Below are 19,733 nucleotides of genomic sequence, written 5' to 3'. Positions count from 1 at the left end.
CATCTTTTCTGTAGCATTCAAACCTGCAGCACGCTGGACACAAGCAGTTGCGTATAGGCATGCTGCGGGTCGTCCAGCACCTGATCGGTCAGCCCCGCCTCGACCACCTCGCCATCCTTCATCACCATCAAGCGATCCGCCAGCAGCCGCACCACGGCAAGATCATGGGTGACGATGATGGCGCTCAGCCCCATCTCGCGCACCAGACCGCGCAGCAGGTCCAGCAGCCGCGCCTGCACCGAGACGTCCAGCCCACCGGTCGGTTCATCCATGAAGACCAGCCGCGGACCGGTCACCAGGTTGCGCGCGATCTGCAACCGTTGCTGCATGCCGCCCGAAAACGCGCTGGGTCGGTCGTCCACGCGGCTTTCCGCTATCTCGACCCGGCCCAGCCAATCCAAAGCCTGCCCGCGGATCTGGCCATAGTTCCGTCTCCCCACGGCCATCAGCCGTTCGCCGATATTGCCGCCGGCACTGACCGACATGCGCAGCCCGTCGCGGGCATGTTGATGCACAAAGGCCCAATCGGTGCGCCCCAGCATCCGGCGGGCCGGTTCCGACATCGTGACCGTGTCCACCGGCCCGTCGGCGCGGGTATCAAAGATCACCTGCCCGGCATCCGGTTCCAGATGCCCGGCCAGACAGTTCAGCAGGGTCGACTTGCCCGACCCGCTTTCGCCGACGATCCCCATTACTTCACCGGGGTAGAGGTCGAAACTGACATCCCGACAGCCGATCCGCGCGCCATAGCGTTTTTCGATGCCATTGACCTGCAGCAGAGGGGTCATGCCGCATCCTCCTGCGCCAAACGGCCTTGGTGTCCGGCCTCGCGGCGGGACCGGCAGTAATCGGTGTCCGAACACACGAACATCCGGTTGCCTGCATCGTCCGTGATCAACTCGTCCAGATAACTGTCTTCGGCCCCGCACAGATCGCAGGCATGATCGGCCTTGCTGGCCTCGAACGGGTAGTCCTCGAAATCGAGACTGACCACCCGCGTATGCGGCGGCACCGCGTAGATCCGCTGCTCGCGCCCGGCCCCGAACAGCTGGATCGCGTCCATTTCCAGTTTCGGATTGTCGAATTTCGGAATCGGAGACGGGTCCATCACATAGCGGTCGGCCACCCGGACCGGATAGGCATAGGCCGTGGAAATCGCGCCATGCTGGCTGATGTCTTCGTAGAGCTTCACATGCATCAACCCGTATTCCTGCAGGCTGTGCATCTTGCGCGTCTCCGTCTCGCGCGGTTCCAGAAACCGCAGCGGTTCGGGGATCGGGACCTGATAGACCAGAATCTGATCAGCACGCAGCGGGGCCTCGGGGATGCGATGGCGGGTTTGGATGATGGTGGCCTTCTCGGTCTCTTCGGTCGTGGCCACGCCCGCCGTCTTTTCAAAGAACTTTCGGATCGACACGGCATTGGTCGTGTCATCTGCTCCCTGATCGATCACCTTGAACACATCATCCGGGGTCAGCGTCGCGGCCGAGACCTGAACCCCGCCCGTGCCCCAACCATAAGGCATGGGCATCTCGCGGCTGGCAAACGGCACCTGATAACCCGGAACGGCCAAGCCCTTGAGAATGGCCCGGCGGATCATCCGCTTGGTTTGTTCGTCCAAATATGCGAAGTTATACTCATTCATTTGATGTATCACTTTCGTTTTTCGGTGTTGTTGTGGACGGTTACCTGGTTACCTCGGCCTTCGCGGTCGTCATGCTCTACTTTCTCTGGCGCAGGATACATTCCCAGCGACGGCGCCGGGCCATGCGGCGGGACGCGCGAGGCGAATGGTCTGCGATCAGCGCGGACGCGCCACGCCGGGCTGCGGCTGGCAGGGCATCTCGGCCGGCGGACAGGATGCAGGAAGGGCACTGAAGTCATTCGGCGGCCTCGCGCGGTTCCAGGCGTTCTTCGGCTTCGCGGCGCAATTTGCGCACCAGTTCCAATTCGGACTGGAAATCGACGTAATGCGGCAGTTTGATATGCTCCAAAAAGCCGGTCGCCTGAATGTTGTCAGCATGGCTGAGGACGAATTCCTGATCCTGCGCGGGGGCGCCCAGATCGTCTTCGCCCAATTCCTCCCAGCGCAAGGCGCGATCCACCAGCGCCATCGCGATGGCCTTGCGCTCGGACTGGCCGAAGACCAGCCCATAGCCGCGTGTGAATTGCGGCGGCTCGGTCTGTGATCCTTTGAACTGGTTAACCGTTTCGCATTCGGTCAGGGCGATCTCGCCGATCTCGATCGTGAAACCCAGTTCGGGGATTTCCATCTCGACCGCAACGGTGCCGATGCGCAGCTCGCCCACGAAAGCGTGGTTGCGCGCATAACCGCGCTGGGTCGAATAGGCCATACCCAGCACGAACCCCTCATCCCCGCGCGTAAGTGCTTGCAGACGCAGGGGGCGGTCCGCCGGGAACTCCATCGGTTCGCGCGTCAGGTCGCCGGGCGGCTCATCGCTGGCGGGTTCGTCCTGGATCACGCCTTCGTCCTGGAGGAATTCGGTGATGTGCGGGGTCGGCTCGTGACGCGGCGCGGCGGTGGGGGCCTCAGGCTCCGCGCCATCGGCGGCCAGTTTGAAATCCAGCAGACGGTGCGTGTAGTCGAAGGTCGGGCCCAGAACCTGCCCGCCCGGTGCGTCCTTGAACGTGGCCGAGATTCTGCGGTCGCAGGCCATGCCGCCGGTATCGACCGGGGTCGAATATCCAAACCGCGGCAGGGTGGTGCGGTAGGCGCGGATCAGGAAGATCGCTTCGATCAGATCACCGCGCGCCTGCTTGATCGCCAGCGCGGCCAGATCGGGGTCGTACAGAGAGCCCTCGGCCATCACGCGGTTCACCGCAAGGCTGAGCTGTTCGCGGATCTGCGCCAAGGACAATTCGGCCACGTCAGGATCGCCCCGGCGTTCCTCTGCAAGCCAGGCATGGGCGTTTTCAATCGCCTTTTCGCCCCCTTTGACGGCTACGTACATGGCCTAACCCTCGGGCTGGATGCGGGTGCTGCGCGGCAGGGCCGCAACCATATCCCCGCAGGTGAAGAAGAAATCGCACCCCAACGGATACAGGTCCGAATTGGCCTGCAGCGCCGCAACGTCGGGCACGGAGAGGCGTGCAGTGTCGCGGATGCCGGGCCCTCGCAGGGTGGCGCCGGATTGGTGCAATACGTCACACTCCACGATCAGGGTGGCGGATCGATCGGGATATTCCGGCGTGCCGATCCGGTATTGGTCCAGCGGCACCAGATCCTGCCAGAAACCGACGGCAAAATCCGCCTGCGCGGCGGGCACGAGGGGCGCACCGGTGTGGAAGGTCAGCCATTGGCGAACGGCCGGGCTGTCGGCCGCGCCCGCCAGATAAACGCCCGTATCCGGGTCGCACAGCGTCAACAGCAGCGTTCCCGCGGCGACCGACAGGCCGTCGGGCGGGGTCGCGCCGACCAGCTGCCGCATCTCGCCCGGACGCGCCATCACGGTCATGGCCGCACGAAAGGCGTAGGCCGCCTGAACCGGCGCGTCGGTGAAACCGCCCGAGAAACGGGTCTGTGGGGTCATTGATCCTCTCCCCGAACCATCGTGAAAAACTCGACCTTGGTGGCCGCGGCCTTGGCGGCCCGGGTCGATCTGGCCGCCTGAACCTGGCGGGTCAGCGGCTCCAGGATTCTCGCCCGCACCGCGTCGGCGTGCCCGGTCTGCATCAGCGCGTCGATCAGAGCGGCGGTTTCGGCATGGGTCTTGTCGCGCCCCTGCACATATCCGTGGCCCTCGGTTCCGTCAGGCAGAACCAGCGCGCAGCGCGTGACCGTCATCTCGCCCAGATTGAAGGGCGCGCCCGAGCCGCCTGCCCGCCCCCGCACCATGACGCCGCCGATCTCGGGCGTGCGCAACCACTGGAATTCGGGACTTGCGCCATAGGCGGTCCAAAAGGCAGCCAGCGCCTCGGCCGGCGCACGTGCCAGAAGGCCCAGCCAGGCCCGTCGATCACCTGTCGCGATTTTTGTCTGATCCGCCATCAAAGCCTCTTGGCCAAGTTGTCTACAACTACTATACAACTAGACAAATAATAGCGGAGCAAAGGGTGACTCGCAACGAATATGCTGTGAAGTTTTGATGACATGAGCCAAACACCGATCTGGAAGACCATCGCGCTGGCGCTGACCGCCGACATCGCCGAGGGGCGCTTTGCAACCGGCGACCGCCTGCCGACCGAGGCGCAGGTGGCCGCGACCCACGGCGTGAACCGCCACACGGTGCGCCGGGCCCTGGCCGAACTGGCCAGGCAGGGGCTGGTGCATCCGCGCCGCGGGGCCGGCGTGTTCGTTTCGGCGGCAGCAACCGATTACCCGATCGGCAAACGGGTCCGGTACCACCGGAACATCTCGGCCAGCGGCAAGATTCCGGGCAAGCGGGTGCTGTCTCTGATCACCCGCGCCGCCGACAAGACCGAGGCCGAGGCGCTGGCCCTGGCCCCCGGCGACCCGGTGCATGTCTATGACGGGTTGTCGCTGGCCGATGGCCAACCGATCGCGGTGTTCCAAAGCGTCTTTCCCGCCGCCCGCCTGCCCGACCTGCCCGAGGTGCTGGCCCAGAACGGCTCGGTCACGCGGGCGCTGCGGCACTGCGGCGTGGCGGACTATACCCGGATATCGACCCGCCTGACCGCCCGAGCGGCCGATGCGGTTCAGGCCCGGCACCTGCAACTGATTGAGGGCGCGCCGGTTCTGCATTCGGTCGGCATCAATGCCGATCCGCAGGGGCATCCGGTTGAATACGGCAAGACCGTCTTTGCCGGTGAGCGGGTCACTCTGACGCTGGATGACGATCACGGGTGATGCCGGTCAATCCTCGTATTTCTCCAGAAAAGCCTCGGCGGGCAGCGCGCGGAAATCCGGCAGCGCCGCGCGCAGGCGGGCATTGTCCCAATCCCACCAGGCCAGAGCCATCATCCGCTCGGCGACGTGCTCGGGGAACCGGCGGCGGATGGGTTGGGCGGTGACACCCCCGACGATGGTATAAGGCGGCACGTCCTTGGTCACGATCGCCCCAGAGGCGACGATTGCCCCGTGCCCGATCGTCACTTCGGGCTTGATGATGGCCGCGTGGCCGATCCAGGTGTCATGCCCGATATGCGCCAGCCGCCCCGCGCGCAAGGCGAACCAGTCCGCGTCGTCATCGGCATCGTCCCAATAGTCGGCCGAGCGATAGTGGAAGTGATGCAGCGACGCTTTCTCGATCGGATGGTCGGTGGCGCCGATCCGGGTGAAACTGGCGATATTGGCGAATTTTCCGATCCGGGCATTGGCGATGTCGCAGGTCCGGTCACAATAGGAGTAGTCACCAAACACCGAATTCGTCACCCGCGTTCCGGCACCGATTTCGACAAAGGCGCCAAAGCTGCTGCCGGTTATCTGGCAATCCGGGTGAATGAAAGGCTGATCCGGCCGCAAGCGCGCCATGGTTTGCAAGTCCTCGTATTCGGTTCAAGGCAACATCAGGGGTTTGGCCTGCGGGTCGCGCGGTTTGCGCGCCCTGGGTGGCCCGCCCTGGATCAGCCGCCTGCGCAGCCAGCCCGAGAACCAGTCCATCAGCATGACCATCAGGATGATCAGCACGATGTAATAGGCGACCTCCTCCCAGTCTTTCTGGGTGATGATCGCCTGTGTCAGCAACAGACCGATCCCGCCCCCGGTAATCGCCCCGATCACGGTCGCGCTGCGGGTGTTGGATTCCAGGAAGTACAGGAGCTGACTGAGCAGAACCGGCGTGATCTGCGGGATCACCCCAAAACGATACTTCTGCGGTGCATTGGCCCCGGTGGACTGCATGCCTTCGATCTGCTTCTGATCAACATTTTCCAGCGCCTCGGAGAAGATCTTGCCGAAGGTGCCGGTATCGGTGACCAGGATGGCCAGCGCCCCTGTCAGCGGCCCTGGCCCGAAGGCGCGTGCCAGAACCACCGTCCAGATCAACGCATCAACACCGCGCACGAAATCAAAGATACGACGGGTGGCAAATCGGACCGTTCTGAACGGATTGAAATTTCGTGTCGCCAGAAATGCGAGGGGCAAAGCGATCATCCCCGCCCCCAGAGTACCTAGAAAAGCCATCAGAAGCGTTTCAAAGATCGCCCACGCAACATCCTGATGGCGCCACATTTTGTTGGTCCAGAAATCGTCAAATATTTCCGCGGCCTCGCCCGATGCGGCACGCCCCATCAACTGGCTGAAAGACTGACCGTGATAGGGGCTGTCCAGTGTGAACCAGAACAGTTCCCACCCGTTGAAATACCGGAACACCTCGGCCCGGTTGCGTGTCACGGTCAACCGGCCCGCCGGCGTGGTGATCGCCAGGCGGTTCTTTGACATGTTGATCCAGTCCGGCACCTCGGCAGTCGGCAGTTCGGCCTGCACTCCGGCAGACCGGCTGGGCGTTGCGCGGACTGTTCCGTAACCGGGGATGTCATATTCCACGGTTTCAGGTCCAAAACGAACGGTGTGGCCATCTTGCAGGTCAATCACGGTGGTTTCGCCCAAAGCGACCCATTCCGGCGCAGTGCCATCCGGGTAAGCGCCCTTGCGCTCTCCTTCGATCGCAACGGACACCTGTCCGTTTCGATTGTCCCGGGTCACGTGAGTCTTGTAGCTGTAGCTGTCGGATACAAGCGTCTTGCCGTTTTCCCAGTTGGCCCGCTCGGCCAAGCCGGGCACGTCAAAGGCAAAGAAAACATAGATCAGGTATAGAATGACCAGCCCCGGCAACCCGAAACTCAGCGCCCGTTTGCGCCGAAAGATGTGGTCGGTTCTGGCTTTCAAGTCGTTGATCGGCAGATCAGTGGCAAAGGTGCTCATGCTGCGGCTCCTTTGGCGGAACCGTGTGTCAGGCGGTCACGCAAAACGCCGGACAGCTGATCCACGGCCACGATGGTGACGAACAGAAGCAGAAAGATGGCCGCCGCCTCGTCGTAACGCCCCTGCCCCCAGGACATGGCGTTGCGCAGTTCGTACCCCAAGCCGCCTGCCCCCACGAAACCAAGAATGGCCGAGGCGCGGATGTTGATCTCGAACCGCAGCAGCGCGTAGCTGACATAGTTTGGCCCGACCTGCGGGATCACGCCCAAATACATCCGCTGCGACCAGTTGGCGCCAACCGACTGCAGCCCCTCGACCGGTTTCAGAGAGGCGTTTTCATTCACTTCGGAAAACAATTTGCCCAGGGCACCGGCAGTGTGAATGGCGATGGCAATCATTGCAGGCACTGGCCCGCCGCCAAGAACAAAGATCAGAACCAACGCGATGACAATTTCCGGAACGGCCCGGCAAATATCAGAAATCCGACGAAAAACGGGGATCAATGACGGCCACAGCGCCATGCCGCGGGTGGACATCAGCGCCAGAAAGGTGCCGCCCAGAGTGCCCACCAGCGTGGCCGCGGCGGCGATATTCAGTGTTTCGATCAGCGCTGGGAAGAACTCGACCAAATTCGCGGGCAATTTCCCGATCTTCTCCCAGGCCTCAGTCAGAACCTCGGCAGGGTAATCGAAAATGCGGTTCCACCCATCGGCAAAACTACCGGCATTTCGCATGTCGGCGGTCCGGAATCCGGCCGCCATAAGTGCCACGAACAGGATCAGAAGTATCCCACCATAAACCCGTTTGCGACGGGTCATGATGGTGTAATCCTCCCGAATCCGGTCGAGGCCGGCGGATCCCGCGGTCAGGTCGGTCATGAAAGGCTCCGATGGGGATAATGGGGTCCGGTTTGCGGCCGGACCCCGAACAGAAGTTGCGCAGGCTTAGTTCGACTTCAGCTTGCGGGCTTCAATGATGATTTCGTAGGCCTCGTGGGTGATCGGCTCGAACGCTTTCGCCTCACCTGCGGCCACGCCATAGAAGCACTCACGGTCTTTGTCGGCCAGCCCGGCCATCAGGGCCGTCATCTTCTCTTTGACATCCGCCGGCAATGCCTTGCGCAGAACCACCGGACCCTCGGGGATCGGCTTCGATTTCCAGATTTCGACCATGTCGTTCATGTCAACCAGTCCGGCATCCACGGCGCGGCGCAGCGCACCCGAATTGTAGCCGTCTTCCCAGTTGCCCAGACCATCGGCCCAGGTCACGCCACCATCAACGTCACCGTTGTTCACGGCGACGATTGTCTGCTCGTGACCACCGGTGAACTTTACTTCACCGAAATAGTCGCCCGACTCCATCGTCGCACCCGTTGCCTGAGGGATTTCGATCGAGGGGATCAGATACCCCGAGGTCGAGTTAGGATCACCAAAGCCAAACACCTTGCCTTTCAGGTCATCAAGCGAGGTGATGCCGCTGTCCTTGCGGGCGAACCCGACCGAGTAGTAGCCATACCCTCCATCCACGTTCACCTTGACCAGAACCGGTTCGACCGCCTCGGGGTCGCTCAGATAGGTCTTGGCATAGGCGGAGGCGCCCAGCCAGGCCATGTCGATCGTGCCGCCCAGCAGGCCCTGGATCACGCCGTTGTAATCGGCCGGGGCGAACAGCTTGGTTTCGACGCCCAGCGCGTCCTCGGTGTATTCACGCAGACACTCGTTGTTGTTCAGCCGGTCCTGTGCGTTTTCTCCGCCCAGAATGCCGATACGGAATTCGCTGATCTCCTCAGCCATGGCAGGTGCGCTCAGGGCAGTGGTCGCGACCAGTGCGGCAACAAGTTTCTTCATCTGTCTCTCTCCAGGTTGATTGGCCCACCCCATTCATCGGGCCGGGCGATGAATGAGGTGTTTGGGGCTCAGATTGTGGCCTCGGCTTCCATCAGAGCCTTCCGGGTGGCATCCAGCGTTTCGATCTCGGTCGAGGTCGCGGCCTCGGAGAAGCTGGCATCAGCGCCGTAGATCTCGCGGGCGACACCGGTGGTCAGCTGCTCGGGCAGGCCGTCGAACACGATGCGTCCGTCGCGCATGCCGACCACGCGGTCGCAGTAGCGGCGCGCGGTGTCCAACGTGTGCAGATTAGCGATCACGGTGCGGCCATCCTCTTCGTGGATGCGGCGCAGGGCCTGCATCACAACCTGCGCGTTCATCGGGTCCAGCGAGGCGATGGGTTCATCGGCCAGGATGATCTTTGGGTCCTGCATCAGTGCCCGCGCGATGGCGACACGCTGCTGCTGCCCGCCCGACAGCGCCTCGGCCCGTTTGGGGGCATGTTCGGCGATGCCAAGACGGTCGAGAATGTCGATGGCGCGATGGATGTCTTCCATCGGGAACAGGTTGAACATGGTCGCCAGCGTCGAGTGCCGGTTCAGCGTTCCATGCAGCACGTTCGAGACCACGTCCATGCGGGGCACAAGGTTGAATTGCTGGAAGATCATCGCGCAATCGGCCTGCCACGCACGTTTTCCGCGGCCTTTCAGGGTGGTCACGTCGCGCCCGTGAAACAGGATCTGCCCGGCGCTGGCATCGGTCAGGCGGTTGATCATGCGCAGCAGGGTGGACTTGCCCGCGCCCGACCGCCCGATGATCCCGATCATGCATGGCTTGTCGACGTCCAGCGTTGCGGTGTCGACTGCAGTATTGTCGCCGAAGCGCTTGGTCAGTTTTTCGATGCGCAGCACGTGCCACCCCCAATTCGTGATGGAGGTCGTCTACAGCTGGTGCTCAAAGGTGATGTGTCGATCCGGTGAAGCTTTTGTAACGGGCTGAAAGCCGATGGCCTATGCAAGGGCTGGGCAATGCCGCTCGTCCCGTCTATACGCGGGCTCAACACCTGAACCATCAGATCTGTCACATGAGGCCGCCATGAGCTTTGACCGCAAGATCAAGATCGCACCGTCGATCCTGTCCGCCGATTTCGCCAATTTCGGACAGGAAATCCAAGCTATCGAGGCCCAAGGCGCCGACTGGGTTCACGTTGATGTGATGGACGGGCATTTCGTGCCGAACCTCACCTTCGGCCCGCCCGCGGTCAAAGCCTTCCGTCCGCATGTCAAGACGGTGATGGATGTGCACCTGATGATCACGCCGGTCGATCCCTACATCCAGGCCTATGCCGATGCTGGCGCGGACTATCTGACGGCCCATGTCGAGGCCGGCCCCCACACGCACCGCACGTTGCAGGCGATCCGCGCGACAGGCATGAAGGCAGGCGTGGCGCTGAACCCCGGCACCCCGGCCGAAGCGGTCGAGCACCTGCTGGATCTGGCCGATCTGGTCTGCGTGATGACGGTGAACCCCGGCTTTGGCGGGCAGAAATTCATCGACATGACCGCAAAGGTGAGCCGCCTGCGCGGGTTGATCGGAGACCGCCCGGTGCATATCGAAATCGACGGTGGCGTCGACCCCTCGACCGCCCCGTTGGTCGCAGCGGCCGGTGCCGACGTTCTTGTTGCCGGTTCGGCGGTCTTCAAGGGCGGGTCGGTTGCGAACCCCGAAATCTATGGCCAGAACATCCGTGCCATTCGGGCCGCAGCCGAAGGTCACGCGGTCTGACGGCAGCTCCCGCCCGTCGTCGACGTTTTTGGCAAAACGCCTCCTACTGTTGGGCCCGGCATCGGCGCAGCCGATGTCGCGCGGGCGCGGGAGCGTTTTGCCGGCCCTGCCCCTAGGCCAGTTGATCCGCGAAATGCGCAAGCAGCCTGTGCTTGAGGATCTTCCCCGTGGGCGCGGCGGGCAATGACGTGGCCAGCACGATCCGGCTGGGCCGCTTGTAGCCTGCAAGACGTTCCGCCACGAACTCCGCCAACTCTGCCTCGGACACAGCGCCGATTTCAGGCACCTGAACAAAGGCCAGCACCTGTTCGTCGCCGCTCACCCGATGCCCGATCACCGCAGACTGGATCACCTGCGGGTGGTCGTTCAGCGCGGCCTCGACCTCGGGCGGATAGACGTTGAAGCCGCCGTGAATGATCAGTTCCTTGGCGCGGCCGACGACGTGCAGATTGCCCTGCGCGTCCAGACGGCCGAGGTCACCCGTGCGCAGCCACCCCTGGGCCAGCACCCGGCCCGTTTCCTCGGCGTTGCGATAGTACCCCTTCATCACATGCGGGCCGCGCGTCAGGATCTCGCCCACGCCATCTCCGCCGCCGGGTATGGTTTCGTCAATGCGCAGATCGACCCCCGGCAAGGGCGGGCCGACCGAGATATCCGGATCCCCGATCCGGTTGTGCGAGGCGCAGATCCCCGCCGTGCTTTCGGTCATGCCATAGCCATTCTGCAGTGCGACGCCATAGAACGCCTCGGCCTTGCGTTTCCACGCCGGATCCAGCGGGGCAGCCCCGGACGAGGTGTAGCGCAGGGCGTCCGACGGCAGCCGCTCCAACCCCTGTTCCTTAGCATATTGCATCAGCAGCGCATGCATCTGCGGCACACCCGAAAACACCGTGACGCCCGCGTTCAACGCGGCAAAGGCGCGGTCCGCCGCGAACCGGGCATCCAGCTGGACGAAGGCCCCGGCCAGCGCCGACCCGGTGACGATCGAGGCCAGCCCGAAGATGTGCGAAATCGGTAGCACGCCATAGACCACGTCATCCTGCGTCAGCCCCCGGAAATTCGCCGAGGTCAGCCCGCCGAACCGCAGGTTTTCGTGGGTCAGCATCACACCCTTGGGCGTTCCGGTCGTGCCGGTGGTGAACAACATCGCCGCGACATCCGTCAGATCGGGGTCGGGCGCGCTCGGGTTCGGCGCGGCCAGGTGCATCTGCCCGAAGGACCCGGAAACAGGCCGGGCCCCGGCCCTTCGCGCATGATCGAGCGCCTCCGGCGACTCCTCGGACGTGAACAGGATCACCGCCGGGGTGACGTGATCCACGATGCGCGCCAACTCGGCCGCGGTCTGACGGGCGTTCACCGGTACCACGCAGGCCCCGATCCGGGAACAGGCAAACAGCGCGGCCACTGCCGCACAGCAATTCTCGAGCACCAGCATGACCCGATCGCAGGGGCGCACCCCCGAGGCCAGCAGGATGCCTGACAGATCGGAAATCGCGCGGTCGAGGTCAGCAAAGCTCCAATTGGCGCCGAACCCGTCGGCGAAGGCGCGGGCCTGCGGGCGGGTCCGGATCTGGGCATCCGGATAGTCGTGCCATTTGTTCATGTCCCTTCGCCCTCCCTTGCGCCGGAACCGGTTTTTCGCTCAGCGTTTCGTGGTGCGCTTGAACACCCCCGCCGCCGTCGCGATCAGGGTTCCGTCGTCGCTGTGCAACTCTCCGGTCACATAGGCCAGCGTGCGCCCGCCCCCCGTTGCGCGCCCCGTGGCCGTCACGCGCCCCTGACGCACCGCCGCCACATAGCTTGTGTTCAGTGACAGGGTCAGAACCAGCGGATGTTCGTCCCGGTCGAACCAGGCCGAGGCGGTGTTGCCGCAAGCCACGTCCAGCAGCATGGCGATGATGCCGCCATGCAGGATGCCCTGGCTGTTCAGGTGATCCGCCCGGATGGTCAAATGACACCGGGCACGGCCGTCGGGGTCGGACAGATTCACCTCGAACCCGATCGCGTTCTGACAGCCCGACCGCCGGACCTTTGGGTCGTCTTCAGGCCGCGCCGAGTGCAATGAACCGCTCCAAATGATAATCCGCGTCGCCGAACCTGTGATCCGACATGACGATCCGCTTGGCTATATGCGCCAGCTCATATTCCTGCGTCATGGCGATGCCGCCATGCATCTGGATCGTTTCCTCGGCCACCAACCGGCCCACCCGCGACACCAGGTTGCGGGCCGCGGCGATCTGCCGGTCGCGATCGGGTGCTTCAAGGTGACCGGCCGCGTTGATCACCGCCGAGCGCGCCTGCTCCAGTTCGATCAGCATATCCGCGAACCGGTGCTGCAGGGCCTGAAAGGTCCCGATCGGGCGGCCGAACTGCTTGCGCGTCATCAGGTATTGCCGCGTCAGTTCCACCGCGCTTTCCATCGCGCCCAGCACCTCGGCGACCAGCGCAACATTGGCTGCGGCCACAACGTCCATTAGCGGCTCGAACCCCTGCCCCGCGGCGCCCAGACGCGCGGTTTCCGGCAGGCGCACATCGTCCAGAGTGACCTCGGCCGCGCGGCCACCGGCCAGCATCGGATACCCGCGCAAGCCCAGACCCGGTGTGCCAGCAGGCACCAGAAACAGCGAAATGCCGTCCAGATCGAACGGCCCGCCGGTTTCACGCGCGGATACGATCAATCGCCCGGCGGCCTCGGCATTCACGACCACGGCCTTGCGCCCGTTCAGGATCAGGTCCGTACCGTCGGTCCGCACGGTGGCCTCGACCCGGCTCAGGTCATACCGGCTGGCAGGCTCACCATGCGCCAGTGCCAGATGCAGCGCGCCCGAGATCATTTGATCCAGCAGCACCCGCTGATCGGGGCTGCCCACCTGCGCGATCAGCCGACCGCCCAGAATGCAGCTGTCCAGAACCGGCTCGACCACGCCGGCCCGGCCCAGTTCCTCGAACACGGTGGCGATGTCAAAGCCCGCTCCGCCGAACCCGCCATCCGCTTCGTCGAACAGCGCGCCGAGAACGCCCAGATCGGCCAGTTCGCGCCAGATGTCGGCGCTGAACCCCGCCGGGCTGTCCAGGATGTCGTTGCGCACCGGAGTCGTATATCGGTCGGCCAGATAGCGCCGCAGCGTGTCCTGCAGCATCTGCCGTTCTTCGGTCAGGTTGAAATCCATCTCAGCCCCCCATCTTGACCTTGGCGATGATCCCGCGCTGGATCTCGTTCGACCCGCCGAAGATCGACAGTTTCCGGTTGTTGAAATACTGGGCGGCGACCGGCGCGGCATAGTCCGGCCCGATCGGGTCGTTGTCGCCCGCCACCGCCTCGGAGGCGAAAGGCATCGCATAAGGCCCCACCGCGCGGCGGACCAGGTCGTTGATCTCCTGCCGGATGATCGTACCCTTGACCTTCAGCATCGAACTTTCGACCCTCGGTGCCTGTCCGGCCGCAGCCTTGCTGATGATGCGCATGTTGGTGGTGGCCATGGCCATCAGGTCGATCTCGACCCGTGCCAGCCGAGCGGCGAAATGCGGGTTCTCGATCAGGGGGCGGCCATTCGCGGTTTCGATCCGGGCAATCCGTTTGACCATGTCCAGCCCCGCCAGGCTGAAGCCGACACCGGCGATGTTGGTGCGTTCATGCGTCAGCAGATACTTGGCATAGGTCCAGCCTTTGTTCTCTTCGCCCACCAGGTTTTCGACCGGGACACGCACATCGTCAAAGAACACTTCGTTGACCTCGGGCGTTCCGTCCAGCAGGACGATGGGGCGCACCTCGATCCCCGGCGTGTTCATGTCGATCAGCAGGAACGAGATCCCCTCCTGCGCCTTGGCCTCGGGGTCGGTGCGTACCAGGCAGAAGATCCAGTTGGCATATTGCGCCAGCGTGGTCCAGGTCTTCTGGCCATTGACGACATAGTGGTCGCCGTCCCGCACCGCGCGGGTCTTCAGCGAGGCCAGGTCCGACCCGGCGCCCGGCTCGGAATAGCCCTGGCACCACCAGTGTTCACCATTCAGGATGCGCGGCAGGAAATAATCCTGCTGTTCCTTCGAGCCGAATTTCTGCAGCACCGGACCCAGCATCGACAGGCCAAACGGCACGATGCGCGGCGCATAGGCGGCGGCGCATTCCTCCTCGAAGATATGGCGCTGAACCGCGTTCCACTCGGCGCCGCCAAACTCCTTCGGCCAGTTGAAATTCAACCAGCCGCGCTCGTTCAGCGTGGCATGCCACCACTCATACCCTTCCTTGCCGATATTCCGGCCAGCCCGGATCTTGTCCGAGATCTCCTTGGGCAGTTTCTCGGCCAGAAAACCGCGAACCTCGTCGCGAAAGGCCTTCTCCTCGTCCGTATAACTCAAGTCCACAGCCGCCCTCCTCCTCGACGCGATCGGAACCTTGCCTGCTCGGCCCCGCGGGCCGGGCTGCGCCGGGCCGGCCCTCGATGGGCTAGCCCGGTGCCCCATTCTTCAATAGATTTCGAACAGACCGGCCGCGCCCATGCCGCCACCGATGCACATGGTCACGATACCCAGCTTTGCCCCGCGCCGCCGCCCTTCGCGCAGCAGATGGCCGACCATCCGCGCGCCGGTCATGCCGAACGGATGCCCGATGGCGATCGAGCCGCCGTTCACGTTGCATTTCTCGTCATCGATTCCCAGACGGTTGCGGCAGTACAGCGCTTGCGAGGCAAAGGCTTCGTTCAGCTCCCACAGGTCGATGTCCTCGACGCTCAGACCATGCCGTTCCAGCAGGCGCGGCACCGCAAAGACCGGGCCGATGCCCATCTCGTCGGGCTCGCTCCCCGCCACGCAGAACCCCTTGAACGCGCCCATGGGCTCCAGACCCCGACGCTCGGCCTCGGCGCTGTCCATTACGATCACCGCGGCTGCGCCGTCCGACAGCTGGCTGGCATTGCCGGCAGTGATGTAGTTTCCGGGGCCGCGCACCGGCTCGAGTGTGGCCAGCCCTTCCAGGGTCGTGTTCGGTCGGTTGCATTCATCCCGGTCCACGGTGACCTGCCGGTGCGAGACCTCGCCCGTCTCTTTGTCCTTGACCGCCATGGTGGTCTGCATCGGCACGATCTCGTCGTCGAACTTGCCCGCCGCCTGCGCCGCCGCGATGCGCTGCTGCGACCGCAGGCCGTAGGCGTCCTGTTCTTCGCGGCTGATGCCATAGCGCTCGGCCACGATGTCGGCGGTCTCGATCATCGTCATGTAGATCGCCGGCTTGTGCTCCTGAATCCACGCCTCGGGCACCGGCCGGGTTTTCGGCTGAACCAGCGAGATGCTCTCGACCCCGCCGGCCACGATGGGGCCCGCGCCGCCCTCGATGATGGCCTGCGCCGCAAGCGCCACGGTCTGCAGCCCCGACGAGCAGAACCGGTTCACGGTCATGCCCGAAACGCTGACCGGCAGCCCGGCCCGGATGGCGATCTGGCGGGCGATGTTGCTGCCGGTCTCGCCTTCGGGGAAACCGCAACCGATGATGCAATCCTCGATCTCGGCCCCATCCAGCCCCGAGCGCGCGACCGCGGCCTGAACCGCGTGGCCTCCCATCGTGGCGCCGTGGGTCATGTTGAACGAGCCCCGGAACGACTTGGCCAGCCCGGTGCGCGCGGCGGATACGATTACGGCTTGTTTCATCACTCGGCGTCCTTGTTCAGATCGTCAAAGCTGCGGCCCTCGGCCACCAGTTTTTCCAGCAGCGGCGCGGGCTGCCAGAAATAGTCATCTTCGGCCGACCAGGCGCGGATGTCGTCCAGAATACCCGGCAGGCCCTGCAGATCCGCCCATTTCAGCGGCCCGCCGCGATAGCGCGGGAACCCATAGCCATAGAGCAGCACCACATCCACGTCCAAGGGGCGGCGGGCGATGCCCTCGCCCACCACCTTGGCGGCCTCGTTGACCATCGAGACCATATATCGCCGCACGATCTCGTCATCCGTGAACGTGCGCGGGGTGATGCCCTGCGCCGCGCGGTCGGCCGCGATCAGGTCCAGAACCTCGGGGTTGGGCGTGCCACCGCGCTTGCCCTTTTCATAGACATAGAAGCCCTGGCCGGTCTTCTGTCCGAAATGCCCGGCCTCGCACAGTTTGTCGGCATAGCTGCTGTCGCGGGCGCGCGGGTCCAGCCCCTCGGCGCGTTTGCGTTTACGCACCGCCCAGCCGATATCCAGCCCGGCCAGATCGGACACCGCGAACGGCCCCATGGCAAAGCCGAAATCGGTCAGCGCCTTGTCGATCTGGAACGGGCTTGCCCCGTCCAGGACCATGTGGTCGGCGCAGGTGCGATAGGTGCTGAGGATCCGGTTGCCGATGAACCCGTCGCACACACCTGCGCGCACCGAGACCTTCTTCAGCCGATGCCCCAGCGCAAAGCCGGTGGCGACCACCTCGGGCGCGGTCTTGTCGGCCACCACGATCTCAAGCAGCTTCATCACATGGGCGGGCGAGAAGAAATGCAGCCCGATCACGTCCTGCGGGCGCGTGGTGGCGGCGGCGATTTCATTGACGTCCAGATACGAGGTGTTGGTCGCCAGAACCGCCCCAGGCTTGCAGACCGCATCCAGCTGGGCAAAGACCTGTTTCTTGACGTCCATATCCTCGAACACGGCCTCGATCACCAGATCGACGGCGCTCAGCGCGTCATAACCGGTGGCAAGCTGCAATTGGTCCGACAGAATCGAGTCGTACTGCTGCTGGCTGATCTTGCCGCGCTTCAGGGCGCCTGCCAGGTTTCCGGCGATCCGGTCTTTGGCGGCATGGGCGGCCTCCTGCGTCATCTCCAGCAAGGTCACGGGCAGACCGGCCAACAAGGCGGCGGTGGCGATCCCCGCGCCCATCGTGCCGCCGCCGATGACCCCGATCTGATGCACCGGACGCGGCTCGACACCCTTCAGTTCGGGCAGCTTGCCCACGGCGCGTTCGGCGAAGAAGGCGTGAATCAGACCCTTGCGCTGATCCGATTCCATCAACTGCATGAACAGTTCCCGCTCGCGCGCCATGCCCTCGGCAAAGCTGGGCGCCTCGCAGGCGGCTTGCACGGCACGCACGGCAACGGCGGGGGACAGTTGGCCGCGGCCCTTCTTCAGAACGGCCTCGTAGACCGCATCGAAATCGACGGGGTCCGGCGCGGGCATCTCTCCGACCGCGCGGCGGGGCGTACCCGAGTCAAGCAGCTCCTGCGCATAGGCCAGCCCGATCTCGCGCGGGTCGCCATCCTGCACCTTGTCGATCACGCCCAGCTTCAGCGCCTCGTCGGCGCGGACATGGCGACCGGTTGTGATCATGTCCAGCGCGGCCTCGACCCCGGCCACGCGCGGCAGACGCTGGGTGCCCCCGGCACCCGGCAGGATGCCCAGATTGACCTCGGGCAGGCCGACCTTGGCCGAGGGAACCGCGATGCGGTAGTGGCTGGACAGCGCAACTTCGAGCCCACCGCCCAGCGCCGTGCCATGCAACGCCGATACCACCAGCAGGGGCGAGGCCTCGATCCGGTCGCACAGGCCGGGCAGCCAGGGCTCTTGCGGTGGTTTGCCGAACTCGCGGATGTCGGCCCCCGCGAAATAGGTCCGGCCCTTGCCGTAAATCAGCACCGCTTTTGCGCCCTCGGCCTCGGCCCGTTCGATCCCGGCCAGCAGGCCCCGGCGCACATCCACGCCAAGCGCATTGACCGGCGGGTTGTTCGCCGCCAGCACCGCGATATCGCCAATCCGTTCGTATTCCACCGCCTCGGACATCAGACTTGGTCTCCTCTTGCCAACCCCAGCTTGTTCCGCATTGCGGAACAATATTCCGCAACAGATTGAACCCGTCCGCGCGCGGGTTCAACCCCTTATACCCGACTGCGCCGCCGGGCCGCATTTCTTGCCGGCGAGCAGGCCCCAAACAACTTGTGAACCGGATCGCGGAAAACCGTGCTAGGCTTTGCCCACCCGGCCAATGAATTCGGCCCGGAACGAAAACAGATTGCAGAACAGGGAGTTTTGAAATGTGTGACGTTTGCGTAATGAACGCGGTGAAAGACCGGATGCTGTCGCGTCGATCCTTTTTCAAGGCTGGCGCAGCGATGGCGGCAGGCACGGCGCTTGGGACGGTGGCTGCCCCACCAGCGCTTGCGGCCGGCCATGGCGAGGTGCTGGACATGACCCATGTCTACGATGCCGATTTCCCCACCTATTTCGGCCAGCCGGGGATCGAGGCGACACAGGCCTTCAATTTCAAGGAACATGGCTTCAACCTGTTCAACCTGGCCGTCAACGAACACACCGGCACGCATGTCGATGCCCCTCTGCATTTCTCGGCGGATGGACAGTCGGTGGACGAAATCCCGGTGTCGAACCTCGTCTGCCCGCTGTGCGTGGTGGACATTGCCGCCCGCGCGGCCGAGGACCCGGATGCGCAGGTGACCCCCGATGACCTGAAGGCGTGGATCGCGGCAAATGGCGACATCCCCGATGGCGCCTGCGTCGCCATGCATTCGGGATGGGCCGGAAAAACCGCGACTCCCGAATTCCGCAACGCCGACGGCGACGGCAAGATGCATTTCCCCGGCTTCCACGTCGAAGCGGCGCAGATGCTGATCGAAGGAACCGGCGCGGTTGCTCTGGCCGTCGACACGCTGTCGCTGGACCACGGGCCATCGGCCGATTTCGTGACGCATTACGCGTGGTTGCCCACCAACCGTTACGGCATCGAGAACCTGGCCAATCTCGACAAGGTGCCCGCCAGCGGAGCGACGCTGGTGGTCGGCGCGCCGGCCCATCGTGGCGGGTCGGGCGGCCCGGCGCGCATCTTTGCGATGGTCTGAGCATGGCAACGGTTCGCCTGTTGACGGACGAAGAGGTCAGCGCCGAGGCGCTGGCCGTCTTCGATGACATCCGCGCCACCCGCAACACCGATTACATCAACAATTTCTGGCGCGCTCTGGCCCACGACCCGGCACTGCTGAAAACGACGTGGGAGCGGCTCAAGACCGTCATGGCCCCCGGCGCGCTGGACCCGCTTGTGAAAGAGATGCTTTATGTGGCGGTCTCGGTCGCCAACAATTGCGAATACTGCGTGCACTCCCATTCGGCCGCGGCCCGCGCCAAGGGCATGACCGATCAGATGCAGGCCGAGCTGCTGGCGGTGATCGCGATGGCCAGCCAGACCAACGCCCTGGCCACCGCTTTGCAGGTGCCGGTAGACGACCTGTTCAAGGCCTGAGCCTGAGCCTGTCGGGCCAGACTTGCACCAGATGCACAGCGGCTATTCCGTCAAGTGCCTAGCTGCACTGCAGC

20 protein-coding genes are annotated in these 19,733 nt (G+C 64.2%); 4 read left to right on the top strand and 16 right to left on the bottom strand.

Going from position 1 to position 19,733, the window contains the following annotated elements:
* Positions 1-17: 17 nt before the first annotated feature.
* From phnK to phnG, 5 genes are all read right to left on the bottom strand, one after another.
* Positions 18-788 carry a phosphonate C-P lyase system protein PhnK gene (gene phnK / locus ACR0DA_RS00675; protein ID WP_170598907.1) on the bottom strand — a complete coding sequence of 257 codons (771 nt, stop codon included), beginning with the start codon at positions 786-788 and terminating at the stop codon, positions 18-20.
* Positions 785-1,645, bottom strand: coding sequence for an alpha-D-ribose 1-methylphosphonate 5-phosphate C-P-lyase PhnJ (locus ACR0DA_RS00670; RefSeq protein WP_480752598.1), 861 nt, complete (start codon positions 1,643-1,645; stop codon positions 785-787). The genes phnK and ACR0DA_RS00670 overlap by 4 nt, the downstream gene beginning before the upstream one ends.
* 235 nt (positions 1,646-1,880) lie before the next feature.
* The gene (locus tag ACR0DA_RS00665; RefSeq protein WP_480752597.1) at positions 1,881-2,972 is read right to left on the bottom strand and encodes a carbon-phosphorus lyase complex subunit; all 1,092 of its coding nucleotides are present in this window, start codon (positions 2,970-2,972) and stop codon (positions 1,881-1,883) included.
* A 3-nt stretch (positions 2,973-2,975) separates the two neighbouring features.
* Complete coding sequence (gene phnH, locus ACR0DA_RS00660) at positions 2,976-3,551, bottom strand: phosphonate C-P lyase system protein PhnH (protein WP_480752596.1); 576 nt, start codon at positions 3,549-3,551, stop codon at positions 2,976-2,978.
* Positions 3,548-4,009: a phosphonate C-P lyase system protein PhnG gene (phnG, locus tag ACR0DA_RS00655; protein WP_480752595.1), complete on the bottom strand. Its 462-nt coding sequence runs from the start codon at positions 4,007-4,009 to the stop codon at positions 3,548-3,550. The genes phnH and phnG overlap by 4 nt, the downstream gene beginning before the upstream one ends.
* Before the next feature lie 102 nt (positions 4,010-4,111).
* Here phnG and phnF point away from each other — a divergent pair, with 102 nt between their 5' ends.
* Positions 4,112-4,828, top strand: coding sequence for a phosphonate metabolism transcriptional regulator PhnF (gene phnF, locus ACR0DA_RS00650; protein WP_480752594.1), 717 nt, complete (start codon positions 4,112-4,114; stop codon positions 4,826-4,828).
* A 6-nt stretch (positions 4,829-4,834) separates the two neighbouring features.
* Here the strand turns inward: phnF and ACR0DA_RS00645 are convergent, their stop codons facing one another.
* The 5 genes from ACR0DA_RS00645 to phnC all read right to left on the bottom strand — a co-directional run bounded on the left by ACR0DA_RS00645 (position 4,835) and on the right by phnC (position 9,581).
* On the bottom strand, positions 4,835-5,452 hold the full coding sequence (locus tag ACR0DA_RS00645; RefSeq protein ID WP_480752593.1) for an LbetaH domain-containing protein: 618 nt from the start codon (positions 5,450-5,452) through the stop codon (positions 4,835-4,837).
* 24 nt (positions 5,453-5,476) lie between these two features.
* Positions 5,477-6,844: a phosphonate ABC transporter, permease protein PhnE gene (gene phnE / locus ACR0DA_RS00640; RefSeq protein WP_480752592.1), complete on the bottom strand. Its 1,368-nt coding sequence runs from the start codon at positions 6,842-6,844 to the stop codon at positions 5,477-5,479.
* Entirely contained in the window at positions 6,841-7,722 is an 882-nt protein-coding gene (phnE, locus tag ACR0DA_RS00635) for a phosphonate ABC transporter, permease protein PhnE (protein WP_480752591.1), read from the bottom strand. The genes phnE (ACR0DA_RS00640) and phnE (ACR0DA_RS00635) overlap by 4 nt, the downstream gene beginning before the upstream one ends.
* Positions 7,723-7,788: 66 nt before the next feature.
* On the bottom strand, positions 7,789-8,691 hold the full coding sequence (gene phnD / locus ACR0DA_RS00630) for a phosphonate ABC transporter substrate-binding protein (protein ID WP_170451077.1): 903 nt from the start codon (positions 8,689-8,691) through the stop codon (positions 7,789-7,791).
* A gap of 68 nt (positions 8,692-8,759) precedes the next feature.
* Positions 8,760-9,581, bottom strand: a complete 822-nt coding sequence (gene phnC, locus ACR0DA_RS00625) for a phosphonate ABC transporter ATP-binding protein (protein ID WP_480752590.1) — start codon at positions 9,579-9,581, stop codon at positions 8,760-8,762.
* A gap of 184 nt (positions 9,582-9,765) precedes the next feature.
* Here phnC and rpe point away from each other — a divergent pair, with 184 nt between their 5' ends.
* Positions 9,766-10,455, top strand: coding sequence for a ribulose-phosphate 3-epimerase (gene rpe, locus ACR0DA_RS00620; protein WP_480752589.1), 690 nt, complete (start codon positions 9,766-9,768; stop codon positions 10,453-10,455).
* 112 nt (positions 10,456-10,567) lie between these two features.
* On the opposite strand, the gene ACR0DA_RS00615 is transcribed toward rpe, so the two are convergent.
* The 6 genes from ACR0DA_RS00615 to ACR0DA_RS00590 form a co-directional block, all read right to left on the bottom strand.
* Entirely contained in the window at positions 10,568-12,058 is a 1,491-nt protein-coding gene (locus ACR0DA_RS00615) for a class I adenylate-forming enzyme family protein (RefSeq protein WP_480752588.1), read from the bottom strand.
* A gap of 39 nt (positions 12,059-12,097) precedes the next feature.
* Positions 12,098-12,517 carry a PaaI family thioesterase gene (locus ACR0DA_RS00610; protein WP_480752587.1) on the bottom strand — a complete coding sequence of 140 codons (420 nt, stop codon included), beginning with the start codon at positions 12,515-12,517 and terminating at the stop codon, positions 12,098-12,100.
* Complete coding sequence (locus ACR0DA_RS00605; protein WP_480752586.1) at positions 12,498-13,625, bottom strand: acyl-CoA dehydrogenase family protein; 1,128 nt, start codon at positions 13,623-13,625, stop codon at positions 12,498-12,500. Before ACR0DA_RS00605 ends, ACR0DA_RS00610 begins: the two co-directional genes overlap by 20 nt.
* Before the next feature lies 1 nt (position 13,626).
* On the bottom strand, positions 13,627-14,817 hold the full coding sequence (locus ACR0DA_RS00600; RefSeq protein ID WP_480752585.1) for an acyl-CoA dehydrogenase family protein: 1,191 nt from the start codon (positions 14,815-14,817) through the stop codon (positions 13,627-13,629).
* A gap of 102 nt (positions 14,818-14,919) precedes the next feature.
* Positions 14,920-16,095 (bottom strand): acetyl-CoA C-acyltransferase, encoded by a 1,176-nt coding sequence (locus tag ACR0DA_RS00595; RefSeq protein WP_480752584.1) that lies wholly within the window; start codon positions 16,093-16,095, stop codon positions 14,920-14,922.
* The gene (locus ACR0DA_RS00590) at positions 16,095-18,191 is read right to left on the bottom strand and encodes a 3-hydroxyacyl-CoA dehydrogenase NAD-binding domain-containing protein (protein WP_480752582.1); all 2,097 of its coding nucleotides are present in this window, start codon (positions 18,189-18,191) and stop codon (positions 16,095-16,097) included. The genes ACR0DA_RS00595 and ACR0DA_RS00590 overlap by 1 nt, the downstream gene beginning before the upstream one ends.
* A gap of 251 nt (positions 18,192-18,442) precedes the next feature.
* On the opposite strand from ACR0DA_RS00590, the gene ACR0DA_RS00585 reads away from it, so the two are divergent.
* Both ACR0DA_RS00585 and ACR0DA_RS00580 read left to right on the top strand, forming a co-directional pair.
* Positions 18,443-19,261, top strand: a complete 819-nt coding sequence (locus tag ACR0DA_RS00585; protein ID WP_170357027.1) for a cyclase family protein — start codon at positions 18,443-18,445, stop codon at positions 19,259-19,261.
* Between the two features lie 2 nt (positions 19,262-19,263).
* Positions 19,264-19,659 (top strand): carboxymuconolactone decarboxylase family protein, encoded by a 396-nt coding sequence (locus tag ACR0DA_RS00580; protein WP_170451096.1) that lies wholly within the window; start codon positions 19,264-19,266, stop codon positions 19,657-19,659.
* The last annotated feature ends 74 nt before the right edge of the window (positions 19,660-19,733 follow it).

This window comes from Ruegeria sp. CI8, assembly GCF_056536865.1.
Note: the sequence above shows the minus strand (reverse complement) of the source record. Positions and strands in the feature narration are given on the sequence as shown.